Raw genomic sequence first — 16,814 nt, 5'->3', positions numbered from 1 at the left:
ACAGGTTGCCGGCATGAGCAAGAATCCCTGCATCGATATCTGCAAGTTCGCCGATGAGATTTGTCTCGGTTGCGGGCGCAGCAAGCGCGAGATCAAGGCCTGGAAGAAGCTCGACAAGGCTGAACGCAGGGTCGTGTTGGTAGAAGCCGCCCAGCGCCTGCGGGTGCTCAAGACCAAGGGGCGGGGCAAATCCCGCTAGGCGGTCTATAGTCTGCCCGTGCGTCCGGGTAACTATCCGCGTATGATGCGCGACCCCTTTTGGCGCTGGCTCGATTCGAGCGGGCGTCGTCCTCATCACTGAATACACCGGGAGGTGCCGAGCATGAGTGAACACGAAGTCGACAGCGAACAAGTCCGCCCCAGCGGCGAGAAGCTGCAGAAAGTCCTGGCCCGCATGGGTCAAGGTTCCCGTCGCGATATCGAGCAGTGGATCAGCCAGGGCCGGGTCAAGGTCAATGGCGTGATCGCCACCCTCGGTGCGCGCGTCGATCTGCACGACGCCATCAGCGTTGACGGCCATCTGCTGAAACGCGAAGAAATGGCGGAAAGCGTGCGCCGCGTGCTGATCTACAACAAGCCGGAAGGCGAGATCTGCACCCGCGACGACCCGGAAGGCCGCCCCACCGTATTTGATCGCCTGCCACGACCGAAAGAAGGGCGCTGGATCAATATCGGTCGTCTCGACATCAATACCACCGGCCTGCTGATGTTCACCACCGACGGTGAGCTGGCCAACCGCCTGATGCACCCCTCCTACGAGATGGACCGCGAATACGCGGTGCGTGTGCGTGGCGAAGTCACCGACGAGATGATCGAACAGCTCAAGGCCGGCGTGATGCTGGAAGACGGCCCGGCCAAGTTCACCGACATCAAGGAAGCGCCGCGCGGCGACGGTTTCAACCACTGGTATCACTGCGTGGTGATGGAAGGGCGCAACCGTGAAGTGCGCCGCCTGTGGGAGTCCCAGGGCCTGGTGGTCAGCCGCCTGAAACGCGTGCGTTTCGGCCCGGTGTTCATGACCTCCGACCTGCCCATGGGCCGCTGGCGCGAACTGACCCAGCGCGAGATCGACATCCTCAGCGAGGAAGTCGGCCTGCAATCGGTGGCGCTGCCCGCCATGAAAGAGAAGATGCGCGACAAGCTCGACCGCCTGCAGCGCAAATCGGCCCGTCCGCTGGGCAAGGGCGAGCGGCCCAAGCGCGTGCTGCGTCCGTCGCTGGATCTCAGTGCCGGCGCCGATGCTCCGCGCCCGGCCCGCGCACCGCGTGGCGAAAGTGCTGAACGTGCTCCGCGCGGCCCGCGCAAAGAGGGTGGCGAGCAGTCGCGCGCGCCACGTGCGCCACGCAAGGACTCCGGTGAGCGGCGTGAAGGTGGGCGTGGTTCGGCGGTGGCCGAGCGTCCGGCAGACGTGAACAAGAAGCGCACGCCGCGCCCGGCCAACGAGTCGAGCGAGCGTCCGGCACGCAAGCCACGCCCGAGTGGCGATGGGCAGCGTCCGGGTTTTGGCCGCAAGCGCTGAATCTAGGCAAATAAAAAAGGGGCTCTGCGGAGCCCCTTTTTTATGCGGTGTCGGAAAGCCGTAGCGAGCGCAGCATGAGCAAGCGCAGTAGGCATTATCCTGCCATGGACAGGCGATTACGCCCCTCGCGCTTGGACACATACAGCGCGTTGTCGGCGCGGCGTTGCAGGCTGTCGACCGACTCACCTGCCAGCAGGGTGGCGCAGCCGATACTGATGGTCAGGTCGATGGCGCGGTTTTCCACCAGGTATTGCAGCTCCAGTATCGCCATGCGCAGGCGCTCGCCGACCATGGCGGCGGCTTCGCGGTTGGTGTTGGAGAGCAGCACCATGAATTCCTCGCCGCCGTAGCGGAACACCATGTCGATGTTGCGCAGGCTGTTCTTCAGGGCGCCGGCCACGGCCTTGAGCACTTCGTCGCCGGTGATGTGGCCGTGGCTGTCGTTGATCCGCTTGAAGTGGTCGATGTCCAGCATCAGTACCGACAGCGGTTGCAGGTTGCGTCGCGCCAGGTCGATCTCGCGTTGCAGGGCCTGGTTCATGGCGATGCGGTTGCCGGTGTCGGTCAACGGGTCGCGCAAGGCGGTCTGCAGGGCGGCGCGGTAGAGCAGGGCGTTGCGCAGCGGGAACAGCAGGCTGGCCAGCAGCGATTCCAGCTGGCCCAGCTCGTCTTCGCTGAAGCGCTGGTTGCGGCGGAATACCAGTTCACCGAGGTACTCGCCCTCGTGGCTGAGGCGGTAGCCGGCCGAGTGGTTGGCGCGTTCGCCCAGTTCCAGGCGCAGGTCGCAGGAGGCCAGTTGGTAGCTCAGTGCGCCCAGCGGCACCAGGCGCTGCACTTCACGGAAGAACAGTTCGAGGATGCGGTCGACTTCCAGCGAGGTCTGCAGCTGCATGCCCAGTTGCTGGCGCAGTTGCGCCAGGCTGACCGGCTTCAGAACCTGCTGTGCCGCACGGGCATAGCCGAGGCGTTGCAGCTTGGCGGCGTCGAAATCGATGGTGTTGGACTGATTGTGCGGAGCCATGGAACTCAACCTCTGGCGCTGGGCGCTGTGATGGGTGAGCTATAGCGAGTTCCATGCCAATTCAATAAAGTTGTTTTATTTCATTGGTTTAGCTGAATTATTTGCGGTCTTGCGGCAAGCCGTTGCCGGTTGTTTGGCGGTGATGGTGGCAATGTGATGCCGGTCACGGAAGGTTGCCGCCGGAAAACCGGCGGCACTGTTGCAGTGTTACTGCGCGTCGAAAGCCTGACCATTGACGCCTTTGCTGTCCGGGCCCATCAGGTACAGATAGGCCGGCATGATGGCTTCAGGCTCGGGGTTGTTCGCCGGGTTTTCCCCCGGGTAGGCCTGGGCGCGCATGCTGGTGCGGGTGGCGCCGGGGTTGATGCTGTTGGCGCGCACGTTGCTGATGCCGTCGACTTCGTCAGCCAGGGTCTGCATCAGGCCTTCGGTGGCGAATTTGGACACCGCATAGGCGCCCCAGTAAGCGCGGCCCTTGCGTCCGACGCTGCTGGAGGTGAACAGCACCGAGGCGTCATCCGACAGTTTGAGCAACGGCAGCAGGGTGCTGGTGAGCATGAACATGGCGTTGACGTTGACCTGCATGACGCGCATGAAGTTGTCACCGGATAGCTGCTCCAGCGGCGTGCGTGGGCCGATGATGGCGGCGTTGTGCAGCAGGCCGTCGATCTTGCCGAACTCGCTTTCCAGCATCGCGGCCAGTTCGTCGTACTGGTGCGGCAGGGCGGTTTCCAGGTTGAACGGGATCACCGCCGGTTGCGGGTGGCCGGCGGCTTCGATCTCGTCGTACACCGCGGTCAGGTTGGCTTCGGTCTTGCCCAGCAGCAATACGGTGGCGCCATGGGCGGCGAAGGTCTTGGCGGCAGCGGCGCCGATACCGCGGCCGGCACCGGTGACCAGAATCACCCGGCCTTGCAGCAGGTCGGGGCGGGCTTGGTAGTCAAACATGCGGAAGTCTCTCTAAATAAGTGTGGCCGAACGGTCGTGGATGCGACGTTCAGCAGCTGCACAGGGCGCGGTCGAGCACGCCGCGCAATTCCAGGGGATGCTCCACTACCACGTCGGCCCCCCAGTGGCGCGGGTTGTCGTCCGGGTGGATGTAGCCATAGGTGACTGCGGCGGTCTTGCAGCCAGCGGCGCGGCCGGCTTCGATGTCGCGCGCGTCGTCACCGACGAACAGCACTTCACCGGGCTGTACGCCGATCTTCTGGCAGGCCAGCAGGAGCATTTCCGGGTCCGGCTTGCTGCGGCTGACGTGATCCGGGCAGACCAGCACTGCCGAGCGCTCGGCCAGGCCCAGCTGCTGCATGATCGGTTCGGCGAAGCACACGGGCTTGTTGGTCGCCACGCCCCAGATCAGCTTGGCCTGCTCGATATCGGCAAGCAGTTCGGGCATGCCGGCGAACGGCCGGCTGAGTACGGCGCAGTGCTGCTGGTAGCGTTCGAGGAACTCCAGGCGCAGGGCCTCGAAACCTTCGGCCTGGATGTCCATGGCAAAGGTGGCGGCCACCATGGCGCGGGCGCCGCCGGAGATCTGGTCGCGGATCAATTGGTCGTCCACGGCCGGCAGGTCGCGCGCCTTGAGCATGGCCTGGCACGCGGCGATGAAGTCCGGGGCGGTGTCCAGCAGGGTTCCGTCCATGTCGAAGAGTACGGCTCGCAAGCGCATGCGCCTTACTCCTCGCGCAGGGTCTGGATCATGTAGTTGACGTCCACGTCGCTGGCCAGCTTGTAGTGCTTGGTCAGCGGGTTGTAGGTCAGGCCGATGATGTCCTTGACGGTCAGGCCGGCGGCGCGGCTCCAGGCGCCCAGTTCGGAGGGGCGGATGAACTTCTTGAAGTCATGGGTGCCGCGTGGCAGCAGGCGCAGCAGGTATTCGGCGCCGACCACGGCGAACAGGTAGGCCTTGGGGTTGCGGTTGATGGTGGAGAAGAACACCTGGCCGCCGGGCTTGACCATGCGGTAGCAGGCGCGGATCACCGAGGACGGGTCCGGTACGTGCTCGAGCATTTCCAGGCAGGTGACCACATCGAATTGACCGGGCATTTCCTCGGCCAGGGCTTCGGCGGTGATCTGCCGGTATTCGACGTTCACCCCGGACTCCAGCTGGTGCAGCTGGGCCACGGCCAGCGGCGCTTCGCCCATATCGATGCCCATGACCGTTGCTCCCCGCTGGGCCATGGATTCGCTGAGGATGCCGCCGCCGCAGCCGACGTCGAGCACCTTCTTGCCAGCCAGGCCGACACGCTCGTCGATCCAGTTGACCCGCAATGGGTTGATATCGTGCAGTGGCTTGAACTCGCTCTCGCGGTCCCACCAGCGGTGGGCGAGGGCTTCGAATTTGGCGATTTCGGCGTGGTCGACGTTGCTCATGGGGCTTTCCTTCAAATCGAATGCTTGTCAGCAATGCGCGCGCCCCAGGCGCGGGCATTGGCGATGATGCGGTCTTCGTCCAGGCGGCTCAGGCGGCCCTGGTCGAGCAGTTGTTTGCCGCCGACCCACAGGTGCTGCACGCAGCTGCGGCTGCCGGCGTAAATCAGTTGCGACACCGGGTCATAGACCGGTTGCTGGGCCAGGCCGGAGAGGTCGAAGGCGACCAGGTCGGCCAGTTTGCCCAGCTCCAGTGAGCCGGTCTGCTCATCCAGGCCGAGGGCGCGCGCACCGTTGAGGGTGGCCATGCGCAGCGCGCTGTGGGCATCCAGGGCGGTGGCGCTGCCGGCCACGGCCTTGGCCAGCAGGGCGGCGGTACGGGTTTCGCCGAGCAGGTCGAGGTTGTTGTTGCTGGCCGCGCCGTCGGTGCCGATGGCGACGTTGACGCCAGCTTGCCAGAGCTTTTCCACCGGGCAGAAGCCGCTGGCCAGCTTGAGGTTGGACTCCGGGCAATGGATCACGCTGCTGTTACTTTCTACCAGCAGGGCGATGTCTTCGTCGCTGATCTGGGTCATGTGCACGGCCTGGAATCGCGGGCCGAGCAGGCCGAGGTTGGCCAGCCGCTGCAGCGGGCGCACGCCATGCAGCTCCAGGCTCTGTTGCACCTCGAAGGCGGTCTCATGCACGTGCATATGAATGCCGGCGTCCAGCTCCTCGGCCAGCATGCGTACGTTTTCCAGCTTGTCGTCGCTCACCGAGTAGGGCGCGTGCGGGCCGAAGGCGATCTTGATCCGCGGGTGCAGCTTGAGTTCATCGAACAGCTTGAGGCCCTTGCGCAGCGCCTCGTCGGCGTCGCGTGCGCCAGGGGTGGGGAAGTCCAGCACGGGAATGGTCATCTGCGCGCGGATGCCGCTCTTGTGCACCAGCTCGCTGGCCACTTCCGGGAAGAAGTACATGTCGGAGAAGCAGGTGATGCCGCCCTTGAGCTGTTCGGCGATGGCCAGTTCGGTGCCATCGCGCACGAACTCCTCGTCGACCCACTTGGCTTCGGCTGGCCAGATATGGTCCTGCAGCCAGCTCATCAGCGGCAGGTCATCGGCCAGGCCGCGGAACAGGGTCATCGCCGCATGGCCGTGGGCGTTGATCAGGCCGGGAGTGAGCAGATGCCCCGGCAGCTCGCGCACTTCCTTGGCCGGATGCTTGAGCGCTTCGGCGTGTGGCGCGATCAGGGCGATGCGGCCATCGCGGATGCCCAGCCCATGCTCGCGCAACACCACCCCGGCAGGCTCGACCGGCACCAGCCAGGTGGGCAGGAGCAGCAGGTCGAGCGGCGCGCGCTGGTCGGGCATGGTGTGATATCCGGGCATTAAAAAGGTGGCGGCAGTATAACTGAGCGATACCGGCGGCGGCTCGCTATAATCCGCCGCTTTTCGTTTCTGCAAGTGGGGTGGGCCATGCGTGAGCAATTGCTGGCGGCTGAGAAGGTAAAGGCCATTGAGTGGCGAGATGGCAAGCTGCACTTGCTCGACCAGCGTCTGCTGCCGCGCGAGGAAACCTGGCTGGTGTATGACTCCGCTGCCGGGGTGGCCGAGGCCATTCGCCAGATGGTGGTGCGGGGTGCGCCAGCCATCGGTATTGCCGCAGCGTTCGGCCTGGTGTTGGGTGCGCGGGCGCGTCTGGCCGAAGGCGATGCCGACTGGCAGGTGGAGCTGGAAGGGGATTTCACCGTGCTGGCCGACTCCCGGCCGACGGCGGTCAACCTGTTCTGGGCTCTGGAGCGCATGCGTGAACGCCTGCAGCGCCTGAAAGCCGGGGAAGACCCGCTGCTGGCGCTGGAGGTGGAGGCGCTGGGTATCCTGGAAAGCGACCGCGAAGCCAATCTGACCATGGCCCAGCTCGGCATGGAGCTGATTCGCAAGCACCAGGGCAGCCCGCAGAGTATTCTCACCCACTGCAATACCGGCGCCCTGGCCACCGGCGGTTTCGGTACCGCGCTGGGGGTGATTCGCGCCGCGTACCTGGATGGTCTGGTCGAGCGCGTGTATGCCGACGAAACCCGGCCCTGGCTGCAAGGTTCGCGCCTGACCGCCTGGGAGTTGGAGGGTGAGGGCGTACCGGTCACCCTGAATGTGGATTCCGCTGCGGCGCATCTGATGAAGACCCGTGGCATCACCTGGGTCATAGTCGGCGCCGACCGCATTACCGCCAATGGTGATGTGGCCAACAAGATCGGCACCTACCAGCTGGCCGTCTGCGCCATGCACCACGGCGTGCGCTTCATGGTGGTGGCGCCCAGTTCGACCATCGACATGGGTCTGGAAGATGGTGAGGACATTCCCATCGAGGAGCGCGACGGCCGCGAGCTGCTGGATGTCGGCGGTCAGCGGATTGCCGCCAATGTCGATGCCTACAACCCGGTGTTCGATGTCACCCCGGCCGACCTGATCGATGTGATTGTCACCGAAAAAGGCATAGTCGAGCGGCCCGATGCGGCGAAAATGGCGCAACTGATGTGCCGCAAGCGCCTGCACTGACAGCTCGTCCCCCGCATTGTCAGGCCTGCCCGCTGGGGTAGGTCTGCGGCGCCTATTGTGGTAACCTCCGGCAGTTTTCCGGACGGCCTGTAGATGGCCGTTCATTCGCGCGAATTGTTAGCTTAACTCGTTGATTTGCCGTGAGTCGCTGCTGAACAAGAGTGACAACGGCGGACTCCGGTCCCGCCCAGGATGGGTGTGACGGGGTTTCACCAGAAAAAGGAACCAGGCTTCTCATGGGCGAACTGGCCAAAGAAATCCTCCCGGTCAATATCGAAGACGAGCTGAAACAGTCCTACCTCGACTACGCGATGAGCGTAATCGTTGGTCGCGCCCTGCCGGATGCGCGTGATGGCTTGAAGCCCGTGCACCGTCGCGTGCTGTTTGCGATGAGCGAGCTGGGTAACGACTGGAACAAGGCGTACAAGAAATCTGCCCGTGTGGTCGGTGACGTCATCGGTAAGTACCACCCCCACGGTGACACGGCGGTGTACGACACCATCGTGCGCATGGCCCAGCCGTTCTCGCTGCGCTACATGCTGGTCGATGGCCAGGGCAACTTCGGTTCGGTGGACGGCGACAACGCCGCAGCCATGCGCTACACCGAAGTGCGCATGGCCAAGCTGGCCCATGAGCTGCTGGCCGACCTGGACAAGGAAACCGTCGACTGGGTGCCCAACTACGACGGCACCGAGCAGATCCCGGCGGTCATGCCGACCAAGATCCCCAACCTGCTGGTCAACGGTTCCAGCGGTATCGCCGTGGGCATGGCGACCAACATCCCGCCGCACAACCTCTCCGAAGTGATCGACGGTTGCCTGGCGCTGATGGACAACGGCGAGCTCACCGTCGACGAGCTGATGCAGTACATCCCCGGCCCGGACTTCCCCACCGCGGGCATCATCAACGGTCGTGCCGGCATCATCGAGGCCTACCGTACCGGCCGTGGCCGCATTTATATGCGGGCCCGGACCGAGATCGAGGATATCGACAAGGTCGGTGGCCGTCAGCAGATCATCGTCACCGAGCTGCCGTACCAGCTGAACAAGGCGCGCTTGATCGAGAAGATCGCTGAGCTGGTCAAAGAGAAGAAGCTCGAAGGCATCACCGAACTGCGCGACGAGTCCGACAAGGACGGCATGCGCGTGGTCATCGAGCTGCGTCGCGGTGAAGTGCCCGAGGTGATCCTCAACAACCTCTACGCCCAGACCCAGATGCAGAGCGTGTTTGGCATCAACGTGGTGGCCCTGGTCGATGGCCGGCCGCGCACGATGAACCTCAAGGACATGCTCGAGGTGTTCATTCGTCACCGCCGCGAAGTGGTGACTCGGCGGACCGTCTACGAGCTGCGCAAGGCCCGTGAGCGTGGCCACATCCTTGAAGGTCAGGCAGTTGCCCTGTCCAACATCGACCCGGTGATCGAGCTGATCAAGACCTCGCCGACTCCGGCCGACGCCAAGGAACGCCTGATCGCCGCCGCCTGGGAATCCAGCGCCGTGGAGGCCATGGTCGAGCGCGCCGGTGCCGATTCTTGCCGTCCGGACGATCTGGATCCGCAATACGGTCTGCGCGAAGGCAAGTACTACCTGTCGCCCGAGCAGGCCCAGGCCATCCTCGAGCTGCGCCTGCACCGCCTGACCGGCCTGGAACACGAGAAGCTGCTGGCCGAGTACCAGGAGATCCTCACCCAGATCGGCGAGCTGATCCGCATCCTGACCAGCGCCACGCGCCTGATGGAAGTGATTCGCGAGGAGCTGGAGAAGGTCAAGGCCGAGTTCGGCGACGCCCGTCGTACCGAGATCATGGCCTCGCAGACCGACCTGACCATCGCCGACCTGATCACCGAAGAAGAGCGCGTGGTGACCATCTCCCACGGCGGCTACGCCAAGTCCCAGCCGCTGCATGCCTACCAGGCCCAGCGTCGCGGCGGCAAAGGCAAGTCGGCTACCGGGGTGAAGGACGAGGACTACATCGAACACCTGCTGGTCGCCAACAGCCACGCCACCCTGCTGCTGTTCTCCAGCAAGGGCAAGGTCTACTGGCTGCGCACCTTCGAGATCCCGGAAGCCTCGCGTACCGCCCGTGGCCGTCCGCTGGTCAACCTGCTGCCGCTGGATGAGGGCGAGCGCATCACCGCGATGCTCCAGGTCGACCTGGAAGCCGTACGCCAGCAAGCGCCGGAAGGTGAAGATGGCGACGACGTGATCGAAGGCGTGCTGGTCGAGGCGGAAGAAGTCATCGAAGAAGTCGGCGACGACGAAGACGCCGATGACGACAGCGCCGACGAGCCGACCGGTACCTACGTGTTCATGGCCACCGCCAACGGCACCGTGAAGAAGACTCCGCTGGTGCAGTTCAGCAAGCCGCGCAGCTCGGGCCTGATCGCCCTGCGCCTGGAAGAGGGCGACACCCTGATCGCTGCCGCCGTTACCGACGGTGCCCGTGAAGTGATGATGTTCTCCGATGGCGGCAAGGTCATCCGCTTCAAGGAAAGCAAGGTGCGCACCATGGGCCGTACCGCCCGCGGTGTGCGCGGCATGCGCCTGCCGGAAGGCCAGCGCATCATCTCCATGCTGATCCCGGAAGCCGGTGCGCAGATCCTCACCGCCTCTGCCCGTGGTTATGGCAAGCGCACCGAGATGGCCGAGTTCCCGCGCCGCGGTCGTGGTGGCCAGGGCGTGATCGCCATGGTCATCAACGAGCGCAATGGCAACCTGATCGGTGCCATCCAGGTGCAGAACGGCGAGGAGATCATGATGATTTCCGACCAGGGCACCCTGGTACGGACCCGCGTCGACGAGCTGCGCTGCCTGGGTCGTAACACCCAGGGCGTGATCCTGATCAAGCTGGCTGCCGACGAGACGCTGGTGGGTCTGGAACGCGTGCAGGAGCCCTCCGGCGTGGATGACGACGAGATCGAAGGCGAAGAGCTGGACGGCGAAGTGCTTGCCGAAGGCGCTGATGCCGAATCAGTGGAAGCGGCGGACGAGGGCGAGACCTCGGTAGATGCCCCAAGCGACGAAGAGTGAGAGTGACGTGAGCAAGCGAGCCCATAACTTCTGCGCCGGCCCGGCCGCGCTGCCAACCGCTGTATTGCAACGTGCCCAGGCCGAGATGCTCGACTGGCAGGGGCTGGGCGTCTCCGTGATGGAGATGAGCCATCGCAGCGACGAGTATGTGGCCATCGCCGAGAAGGCCGAGCAGGACCTGCGTGACCTGCTGGCCATCCCGTCGGACTACAAGGTGCTGTTCCTGCAGGGCGGCGCCAGCCAGCAGTTCGCCGAGATCGCCCTCAACCTGCTGCCGGAAGATGGCGTCGCCGACTACATCGACACCGGTATCTGGTCGAAGAAGAGCATCGAGGAAGCCAGTCGCTACGGTAACGTCAATGTCGCCGCCAGCGCCAAGGCCTACGACTACTTCGCCATTCCCGGGCAGAACGAGTGGCAGCTGTCGAAAGACGCCGCCTATGTGCACTACGCCAGCAACGAGACCATTGGTGGTCTGCAGTTCGACTGGGTGCCGGAAGTGGGCGATACGCCGCTGGTGGTGGACATGTCTTCGGACATCCTCTCGCGCGAGATCGACGTGTCCAAGTTCGGCCTGATCTACGCCGGCGCGCAGAAGAACATCGGCCCCAGTGGTCTGGTAGTGACCATCGTCCGTGAAGACCTGCTCGGCCGTGCCCGCAGCTTCTGCCCGACCATGCTCAACTACAAGGTCGCGGCCGACAACGGCTCCATGTACAACACCCCTGCCACCTATTCCTGGTACCTCTCCGGCCTGGTCTTCGAGTGGCTCAAGGAGCAGGGCGGCGTGGCGGCGATGGAGCAGCGCAACAAGGCGAAGAAGGACCTGCTGTACAAGGCCATTGACGCCAGCGACTTCTACAGCAACCCGATCGCCAAGAATGCCCGTTCCTGGATGAACGTGCCGTTCCGCCTGGCCGACGAGAAGCTGGATAAGGCCTTCCTGGCCGGCGCCGATGCTCGTGGCCTGCTCAACCTGAAAGGTCACCGTTCGGTGGGCGGCATGCGTGCCTCCATCTATAACGCTACCGGCCTGGACGCCGTCGAGGCCCTGGTGGCCTACATGGCGGAGTTCGAGAAGGAGCACGCCTGATGAGCGACGTTGATCAGCTCAAGGCGCTGCGCGTGCGCATCGACAGCCTCGATGAGAAGATTCTCGAGCTGATCAGTGATCGCGCGCGCTGTGCCCAGGAAGTGGCGCGGGTGAAGATGCTCTCGCTGCCGGCCGGCGAAGCGCCGGTGTTCTACCGCCCCGAGCGTGAGGCCTGGGTGCTCAAGCACATCATGGAGCTGAACAAGGGGCCGCTGGACAACGAGGAAGTGGCGCGGCTGTTCCGCGAAATCATGTCCTCCTGCCTGGCCCTCGAGCAGCCGCTGAAGATCGCCTACCTCGGTCCGGAAGGCACCTTCTCCCAGGCCGCGGCGCTCAAGCATTTCGGTCACGCGGTGATCAGTCAGCCGATGGCAGCAATCGACGAAGTGTTCCGCGAAGTGGCCGCCGGTGCGGTCAACTTCGGCGTGGTGCCGGTGGAGAACTCCACCGAGGGTGCGGTCAACCACACCCTCGACAGCTTCCTCGAACACGACATGGTCATCTGCGGTGAGGTGGAGTTGCGTATCCACCACCACCTGCTGGTCGGTGAAACCACCAAGACCGACAAGATCACCCGCATCTATTCGCACGCCCAGTCCCTGGCTCAGTGCCGCAAGTGGCTCGACGCGCACTACCCGAATGTCGAGCGCGTGGCGGTTTCCAGCAACGCCGAAGCGGCCAAACGGGTAAAAAGCGAGTGGAATTCGGCGGCCATCGCCGGCGATATGGCGGCGAGCCTGTATGGCTTGAGCAAGCTGGCCGAGAAGATCGAGGACCGCCCGGACAACTCCACGCGCTTCCTCATCATCGGCAGTCAGGAAGTACCGCCGACCGGCGACGACAAGACCTCGGTGATCGTTTCCATGCGCAACAAGCCGGGCACACTGCACGAGCTGCTGGTGCCGTTCCACAACAACGGCATCGACCTGACCCGCATCGAGACCCGCCCGTCGCGTAGCGGCAAGTGGACCTACGTGTTCTTCATCGACTTCGTCGGTCACCACCAGGACCCGCTGATCAAGGACGTCCTGGAGAAGATTAATCAGGAAGCCGTGGCGCTCAAGGTGCTGGGTTCCTACCCGAAAGCGGTACTTTAAAAACAGCGGCAAGCCGCACGTCGTAAGCCTCAAGCAGCACCGTGCTTGGCTCGACTTGCTGCTTGAGGCTAAAAGCTTGAGGCTTTTTTATGAGTTGCGATTTCCTCGCCCGCGCCGTACCGGGCGTGCAGAAACTCTCGCCCTACGTGCCGGGTAAACCGGTCGACGAGCTGGCCCGTGAGCTGAACCTCGACCCGGCCGGCATCGTCAAGCTGGCCAGCAACGAGAACCCGCTGGGGCCGTCGCCGAAGGCGCTAGAGGCGATTCGTGCCGAGCTGGCCGAGCTGACCCGCTACCCCGACGGCAACGGTTTCGAGCTGAAGTCCAGGCTGGCGGCGCGCTGCGGTGTGAGTGTGGCCCAGGTGACCCTTGGCAACGGCTCCAACGACATCCTCGATCTGGTCGCCCGTGCCTGGCTGGCGCCGGGGCTGAACGCAGTGTTCAGCCAGTACGCCTTCGCCGTGTACCCGATCGCCACCCAGGCGGTCGGTGCGCAGGGCAAGGCGGTGCCGGCCAAGGATCATGGTCACGATCTGCAAGCCATGCTGGCGGCCATCGACGGCAACACCCGCGTGGTATTCATCGCCAACCCGAACAACCCGACTGGCACCTGGTTCGGCCCGGATGCGCTGGAATCATTCCTCGCCCGCGTACCGCAGGACGTGCTGGTGGTGCTTGACGAGGCCTACATCGAATATGCCGAGGGCGACGAGCTGCCGGATGGTCTCGACTACCTGGCGCGCTACCCCAACCTGATCGTCTCGCGCACCTTCTCCAAGGCCTATGGCTTAGCCTCGTTGCGAGTCGGCTATGCACTGTCCTCGCCGCAGGTCGCCGATGTGCTGAACCGCGTGCGCCAGCCGTTCAACGTCAACAGCCTGGCTCTGAGCGCTGCCTGCGCCGCCCTGGATGACGCCGACTACCTGGCCGAGAGCCGCCGGGTCAACGATGCCGGCATGGCTCAGCTGGAAGCGGGTTTCGCTGCGCTGGGGCTGAGCTGGATTCCCTCCAAGGGCAATTTCATCGCCGTCGACTTCGCCCGCGATGCTGGGCCGATCAATCAGGCGCTGTTGCAGGAGGGTGTGATCGTGCGTCCGGTGGCCGGCTACGGCATGCCGACCTTCCTGCGCGTGTCCATCGGTACTCAGGCGGAAAACGCCCGTTTCCTCGACGTGCTGGGGCAGGTGCTCGCGCGTGGTTGATGTCATGCCGGTGCCATCTGTAACTGGCAAGCTCGGGCGCCTGGTGGTGGTCGGCTTGGGCCTGATCGGCGGCTCCTTTGCCAAGGGCATTCGCGAGAAAGGCCTGTTCACTGAGGTGGTCGGGGTCGATCTGGATGCCGAGTCGCGTCGCCTGGCGGTCGAGCTGGGCGTGGTCGATCGCTGCGAAACCGAGTTGGCGGCCGCCTGTCAGGGGGCTGCGGTGATCCAGCTGGCGGTGCCTATCCTGGCCATGGAGAAGCTGCTGGCGAAGCTGGCCACGCTCGATCTGGGCGATGCAGTGCTCACCGATGTCGGCAGCGCCAAGGGCAATGTGGTGCGCGCGGCGCGTCTGGCCTTTGCTGGCGACAACCCGCGCTTCGTGCCCGGTCACCCGATTGCTGGCTCCGAGCAGAGCGGGGTGGAAGCCTCTAATGCCCAGCTGTTCCGTCGTCACAAGGTGATTCTGACGCCGCAGAACTCGACCGATGCTGCTGCGCTGGCGCTGGTCGACGGGCTGTGGCGCGAGCTGGGTGCGGATGTCGAGCATATGGACGTGGAACACCACGATCAGGTGCTGGCTGCTACCAGTCATCTGCCGCACCTGCTGGCTTTTACCCTGGTCGACTCGCTGGCCAAGCGCAGCGAGAACCTGGAGATTTTTCGTTACGCCGCTGGCGGTTTCCGCGATTTCACGCGGATCGCCGGCAGTGATCCGGTGATGTGGCACGACATCTTCCTCGCCAATCGCGAGGCGGTGCTGCGCACGCTGGACGCATTTCGCGACGACCTCGACGCCTTGCGCGGCGCGGTTGACGCAGGGGACGGGCATCAGTTGCTGGGCGTGTTCACCCGCGCCCGCTTTGCCCGCGAGCATTTCAGCAAAATCCTGGCCCGCAGGGCCTATGTGGACGCCATGCACTCGAATGACCTGATCTACCTCGCCAATCCCGGTGGCTCCCTCTCCGGTCGCATCCGCGTACCGGGCGACAAGTCCATCTCGCACCGCTCGATCATGCTCGGCTCGCTGGCCGAAGGCACCACCGAAGTGGAAGGTTTCCTCGAGGGTGAAGACGCCCTGGCGACCCTGCAGGCATTCCGTGACATGGGTGTGGTCATCGAAGGCCCGCACCATGGCAAGGTGACCGTGCATGGCGTTGGCCTGCATGGCCTCAAGCCGCCACCCGGCCCGCTGTACCTGGGCAACTCGGGCACCTCGATGCGCTTGCTGTCCGGCCTGCTGGCTGCACAGCCGTTCGATACCGTGTTGACCGGCGACGCTTCGCTGTCCAAACGCCCGATGAATCGCGTGGCCAAGCCGCTGCGCGAGATGGGCGCGGTGATCGAGACGGCCGCCGAAGGCCGTCCGCCGATGCAGATCAAAGGCGGCCAGCGCCTGACCGGCATGAGCTACGAAATGCCGATGGCCAGCGCCCAGGTCAAGTCCTGCCTGCTGCTGGCCGGCCTGTATGCCGCGGGCGAGACCGCGGTGACCGAGCCGGCACCGACTCGCGACCATACCGAGCGTATGCTGCGTGGCTTCGGCTATCCGGTGGCGGTCGACGGCAACGTCGCCAGGGTCGAGTCCGGGCACAAGCTCACTGCCACCCATATCGAGGTGCCGGCGGATATCTCCTCCGCGGCCTTCTTCCTGGTGGCGGCGAGCATCGCCGAAGGTTCCGAGCTGGTGCTGGAGCACGTCGGCATCAACCCGACCCGCACCGGGGTGATCGATATCCTCAAGCTGATGGGCGCCGACCTGACTCTGGAAAACCAGCGCGAAGTGGGTGGCGAGCCGGTGGCCGATATCCGTGTGCGTGCGGCCAAGCTCAAGGGCATCGATATCCCGGAAGACCTAGTACCGCTGGCCATCGACGAGTTCCCGGTGCTGTTCGTCGCCGCCGCCTGCGCCGAAGGGCGCACCGTGCTGCGCGGCGCCGAGGAGCTGCGGGTCAAGGAGTCCGACCGTATCCAGGTCATGGCCGACGGTCTGATCGCCCTGGGTGTGAAGGCCGAGCCGACCCCGGACGGCATCATCATCGAAGGTGGCCTGATCGGCGGGGGAGAGGTGTGGAGTCACGGTGATCACCGTATCGCCATGTCCTTCAGTGTCGCCTCGCTGCGCGCCACGGCGCCGATCCGCATTCACGACTGCGCCAACGTCGCGACCTCCTTCCCCAATTTCCTCGGCCTGGCTGCGCAGACCGGTATCCGCGTTGCCGAGGAGAAGCAGGCATGACTGCTGTCGTCATTACCATCGACGGGCCGAGCGGCTCGGGCAAAGGCACCATTGCCGGTCTGCTGGCCGCCAAGCTGGGCTGGAACCTGCTGGACTCCGGTGCCCTGTATCGCCTGCTGGCCTTTGCCGCGGGCAATCACGGCATCGACCTGACCAACGAGGAAGCGCTGAAAACCCTGGCCGCCCATCTGGACGTACAGTTCATCGGCAAGCGCATTATTCTCGAAGGCGACGAAGTCACCGACGATATCCGCAACGAACAGGTGGGCGCCGGTGCTTCCATGGTCGCTTCCCTGCCGGCGGTGCGCGAAGCCTTGCTGCAGCGTCAGCGCGCTTTCCGCGAGGCGCCGGGCCTGGTGGCCGATGGCCGTGACATGGGCACCGTGGTGTTCCCCGAGGCGCCGCTGAAGGTTTACCTGACCGCCAGTGCCGAGGAGCGCGCCCGTCGCCGCTATCTGCAGTTGAAAGGCAAGGTCGAAGGTGTTAGCCTGCCGAGTCTCCTAGACGAGATTCGTGCGCGCGATGAGCGCGACATGCAGCGCGCAGTGGCTCCGCTGAAGCCGGCACCCGATGCCATCCAGCTGGATTCCACCGAGCTGTCCATCGAACAAGTCATGGAAAGAATTCTCAGCGAGGTCGCCAGCCGCGATCTCGCCGGGTAGTAAAAGACCGCACTTCGCGGTCGACAAGGAGGCATGCAGGAGACCAGTCAA

At 64.5% G+C, this 16,814-nt stretch carries 14 protein-coding genes; 9 read left to right on the top strand and 5 right to left on the bottom strand.

Annotation, left to right across the window (positions count from 1 at the left end; all coding sequences use genetic code 11):
• Positions 1–13: 13 nt before the first annotated feature.
• Positions 14–199 carry a DUF1289 domain-containing protein gene (locus LRS11_RS20260; RefSeq protein WP_260494633.1) on the top strand — a complete coding sequence of 62 codons (186 nt, stop codon included), beginning with the start codon at positions 14–16 and terminating at the stop codon, positions 197–199.
• A 123-nt stretch (positions 200–322) separates the two neighbouring features.
• Positions 323–1,519: a 23S rRNA pseudouridine(2605) synthase RluB gene (rluB, locus tag LRS11_RS20255; RefSeq protein WP_260494632.1), complete on the top strand. Its 1,197-nt coding sequence runs from the start codon at positions 323–325 to the stop codon at positions 1,517–1,519.
• Between the two features lie 94 nt (positions 1,520–1,613).
• Here rluB and LRS11_RS20250 read toward each other — a convergent pair whose 3' ends face one another.
• The 5 genes from LRS11_RS20250 to LRS11_RS20230 all read right to left on the bottom strand — a co-directional run bounded on the left by LRS11_RS20250 (position 1,614) and on the right by LRS11_RS20230 (position 6,259).
• Complete coding sequence (locus tag LRS11_RS20250; RefSeq protein ID WP_260494631.1) at positions 1,614–2,540, bottom strand: GGDEF domain-containing protein; 927 nt, start codon at positions 2,538–2,540, stop codon at positions 1,614–1,616.
• Positions 2,541–2,747: 207 nt separating this feature from the next.
• On the bottom strand, positions 2,748–3,488 hold the full coding sequence (locus tag LRS11_RS20245; RefSeq protein WP_260494630.1) for a YciK family oxidoreductase: 741 nt from the start codon (positions 3,486–3,488) through the stop codon (positions 2,748–2,750).
• Positions 3,489–3,537: 49 nt separating this feature from the next.
• A complete protein-coding gene (mupP, locus tag LRS11_RS20240) occupies positions 3,538–4,209 on the bottom strand; it encodes an N-acetylmuramic acid 6-phosphate phosphatase MupP (RefSeq protein WP_260494629.1) in 672 nt (223 codons plus the stop codon).
• Between the two features lie 5 nt (positions 4,210–4,214).
• Positions 4,215–4,913 carry a bifunctional 2-polyprenyl-6-hydroxyphenol methylase/3-demethylubiquinol 3-O-methyltransferase UbiG gene (gene ubiG, locus LRS11_RS20235; protein WP_260494628.1) on the bottom strand — a complete coding sequence of 233 codons (699 nt, stop codon included), beginning with the start codon at positions 4,911–4,913 and terminating at the stop codon, positions 4,215–4,217.
• 11 nt (positions 4,914–4,924) lie between these two features.
• Complete coding sequence (locus LRS11_RS20230; protein WP_260494627.1) at positions 4,925–6,259, bottom strand: TRZ/ATZ family hydrolase; 1,335 nt, start codon at positions 6,257–6,259, stop codon at positions 4,925–4,927.
• 105 nt (positions 6,260–6,364) lie between these two features.
• Here LRS11_RS20230 and mtnA point away from each other — a divergent pair, with 105 nt between their 5' ends.
• The 7 genes from mtnA (at position 6,365) to cmk (ending at position 16,763) form a co-directional block, all read left to right on the top strand.
• On the top strand, positions 6,365–7,444 hold the full coding sequence (mtnA, locus tag LRS11_RS20225) for an S-methyl-5-thioribose-1-phosphate isomerase (RefSeq protein ID WP_260494626.1): 1,080 nt from the start codon (positions 6,365–6,367) through the stop codon (positions 7,442–7,444).
• Between the two features lie 236 nt (positions 7,445–7,680).
• Positions 7,681–10,473: a DNA gyrase subunit A gene (gene gyrA, locus LRS11_RS20220; protein ID WP_260494625.1), complete on the top strand. Its 2,793-nt coding sequence runs from the start codon at positions 7,681–7,683 to the stop codon at positions 10,471–10,473.
• Between the two features lie 7 nt (positions 10,474–10,480).
• On the top strand, positions 10,481–11,566 hold the full coding sequence (gene serC, locus LRS11_RS20215; protein ID WP_260494624.1) for a 3-phosphoserine/phosphohydroxythreonine transaminase: 1,086 nt from the start codon (positions 10,481–10,483) through the stop codon (positions 11,564–11,566).
• On the top strand, positions 11,566–12,663 hold the full coding sequence (pheA, locus tag LRS11_RS20210; protein WP_173208117.1) for a prephenate dehydratase: 1,098 nt from the start codon (positions 11,566–11,568) through the stop codon (positions 12,661–12,663). Before serC ends, pheA begins: the two co-directional genes overlap by 1 nt.
• An 89-nt stretch (positions 12,664–12,752) precedes the next feature.
• Positions 12,753–13,865: a histidinol-phosphate transaminase gene (hisC, locus tag LRS11_RS20205; protein ID WP_260494623.1), complete on the top strand. Its 1,113-nt coding sequence runs from the start codon at positions 12,753–12,755 to the stop codon at positions 13,863–13,865.
• A 4-nt stretch (positions 13,866–13,869) separates the two neighbouring features.
• A complete protein-coding gene (locus LRS11_RS20200) occupies positions 13,870–16,101 on the top strand; it encodes a bifunctional prephenate dehydrogenase/3-phosphoshikimate 1-carboxyvinyltransferase (protein WP_409519755.1) in 2,232 nt (743 codons plus the stop codon).
• Positions 16,098–16,763: a (d)CMP kinase gene (gene cmk / locus LRS11_RS20195; protein ID WP_260494621.1), complete on the top strand. Its 666-nt coding sequence runs from the start codon at positions 16,098–16,100 to the stop codon at positions 16,761–16,763. The genes LRS11_RS20200 and cmk overlap by 4 nt, the downstream gene beginning before the upstream one ends.
• Positions 16,764–16,814 lie beyond the last annotated feature (51 nt).

The organism is Pseudomonas sp. J452 (assembly GCF_024666525.1).
Taxonomy (GTDB): domain Bacteria; phylum Pseudomonadota; class Gammaproteobacteria; order Pseudomonadales; family Pseudomonadaceae; genus Aquipseudomonas.
The sequence above is the reverse complement of the archived record's forward strand: the minus strand, read 5'-3'. Positions and strand labels throughout refer to the sequence as shown.

What these genes read in the sequence shown, in the direction of transcription:
- LRS11_RS20250 (WP_260494631.1), bottom strand. Translation starts at nt 2,540, where the DNA reads ATGGCTCCGCACAATCAGTCCAACACCATCGATTTCGACGCCGCCAAG.
- rluB (WP_260494632.1), top strand. Translation starts at nt 323, where the DNA reads ATGAGTGAACACGAAGTCGACAGCGAACAAGTCCGCCCCAGCGGCGAG.
- ubiG (WP_260494628.1), bottom strand. Translation starts at nt 4,913, where the DNA reads ATGAGCAACGTCGACCACGCCGAAATCGCCAAATTCGAAGCCCTCGCC.
- mtnA (WP_260494626.1), top strand. Translation starts at nt 6,365, where the DNA reads ATGCGTGAGCAATTGCTGGCGGCTGAGAAGGTAAAGGCCATTGAGTGG.
- cmk (WP_260494621.1), top strand. Translation starts at nt 16,098, where the DNA reads ATGACTGCTGTCGTCATTACCATCGACGGGCCGAGCGGCTCGGGCAAA.
- mupP (WP_260494629.1), bottom strand. Translation starts at nt 4,209, where the DNA reads ATGCGCTTGCGAGCCGTACTCTTCGACATGGACGGAACCCTGCTGGAC.
- LRS11_RS20245 (WP_260494630.1), bottom strand. Translation starts at nt 3,488, where the DNA reads ATGTTTGACTACCAAGCCCGCCCCGACCTGCTGCAAGGCCGGGTGATT.
- LRS11_RS20260 (WP_260494633.1), top strand. Translation starts at nt 14, where the DNA reads ATGAGCAAGAATCCCTGCATCGATATCTGCAAGTTCGCCGATGAGATT.
- gyrA (WP_260494625.1), top strand. Translation starts at nt 7,681, where the DNA reads ATGGGCGAACTGGCCAAAGAAATCCTCCCGGTCAATATCGAAGACGAG.
- LRS11_RS20230 (WP_260494627.1), bottom strand. Translation starts at nt 6,259, where the DNA reads ATGCCCGACCAGCGCGCGCCGCTCGACCTGCTGCTCCTGCCCACCTGG.
- LRS11_RS20200 (WP_409519755.1), top strand. Translation starts at nt 13,870, where the DNA reads ATGCCGGTGCCATCTGTAACTGGCAAGCTCGGGCGCCTGGTGGTGGTC.
- pheA (WP_173208117.1), top strand. Translation starts at nt 11,566, where the DNA reads ATGAGCGACGTTGATCAGCTCAAGGCGCTGCGCGTGCGCATCGACAGC.
- hisC (WP_260494623.1), top strand. Translation starts at nt 12,753, where the DNA reads ATGAGTTGCGATTTCCTCGCCCGCGCCGTACCGGGCGTGCAGAAACTC.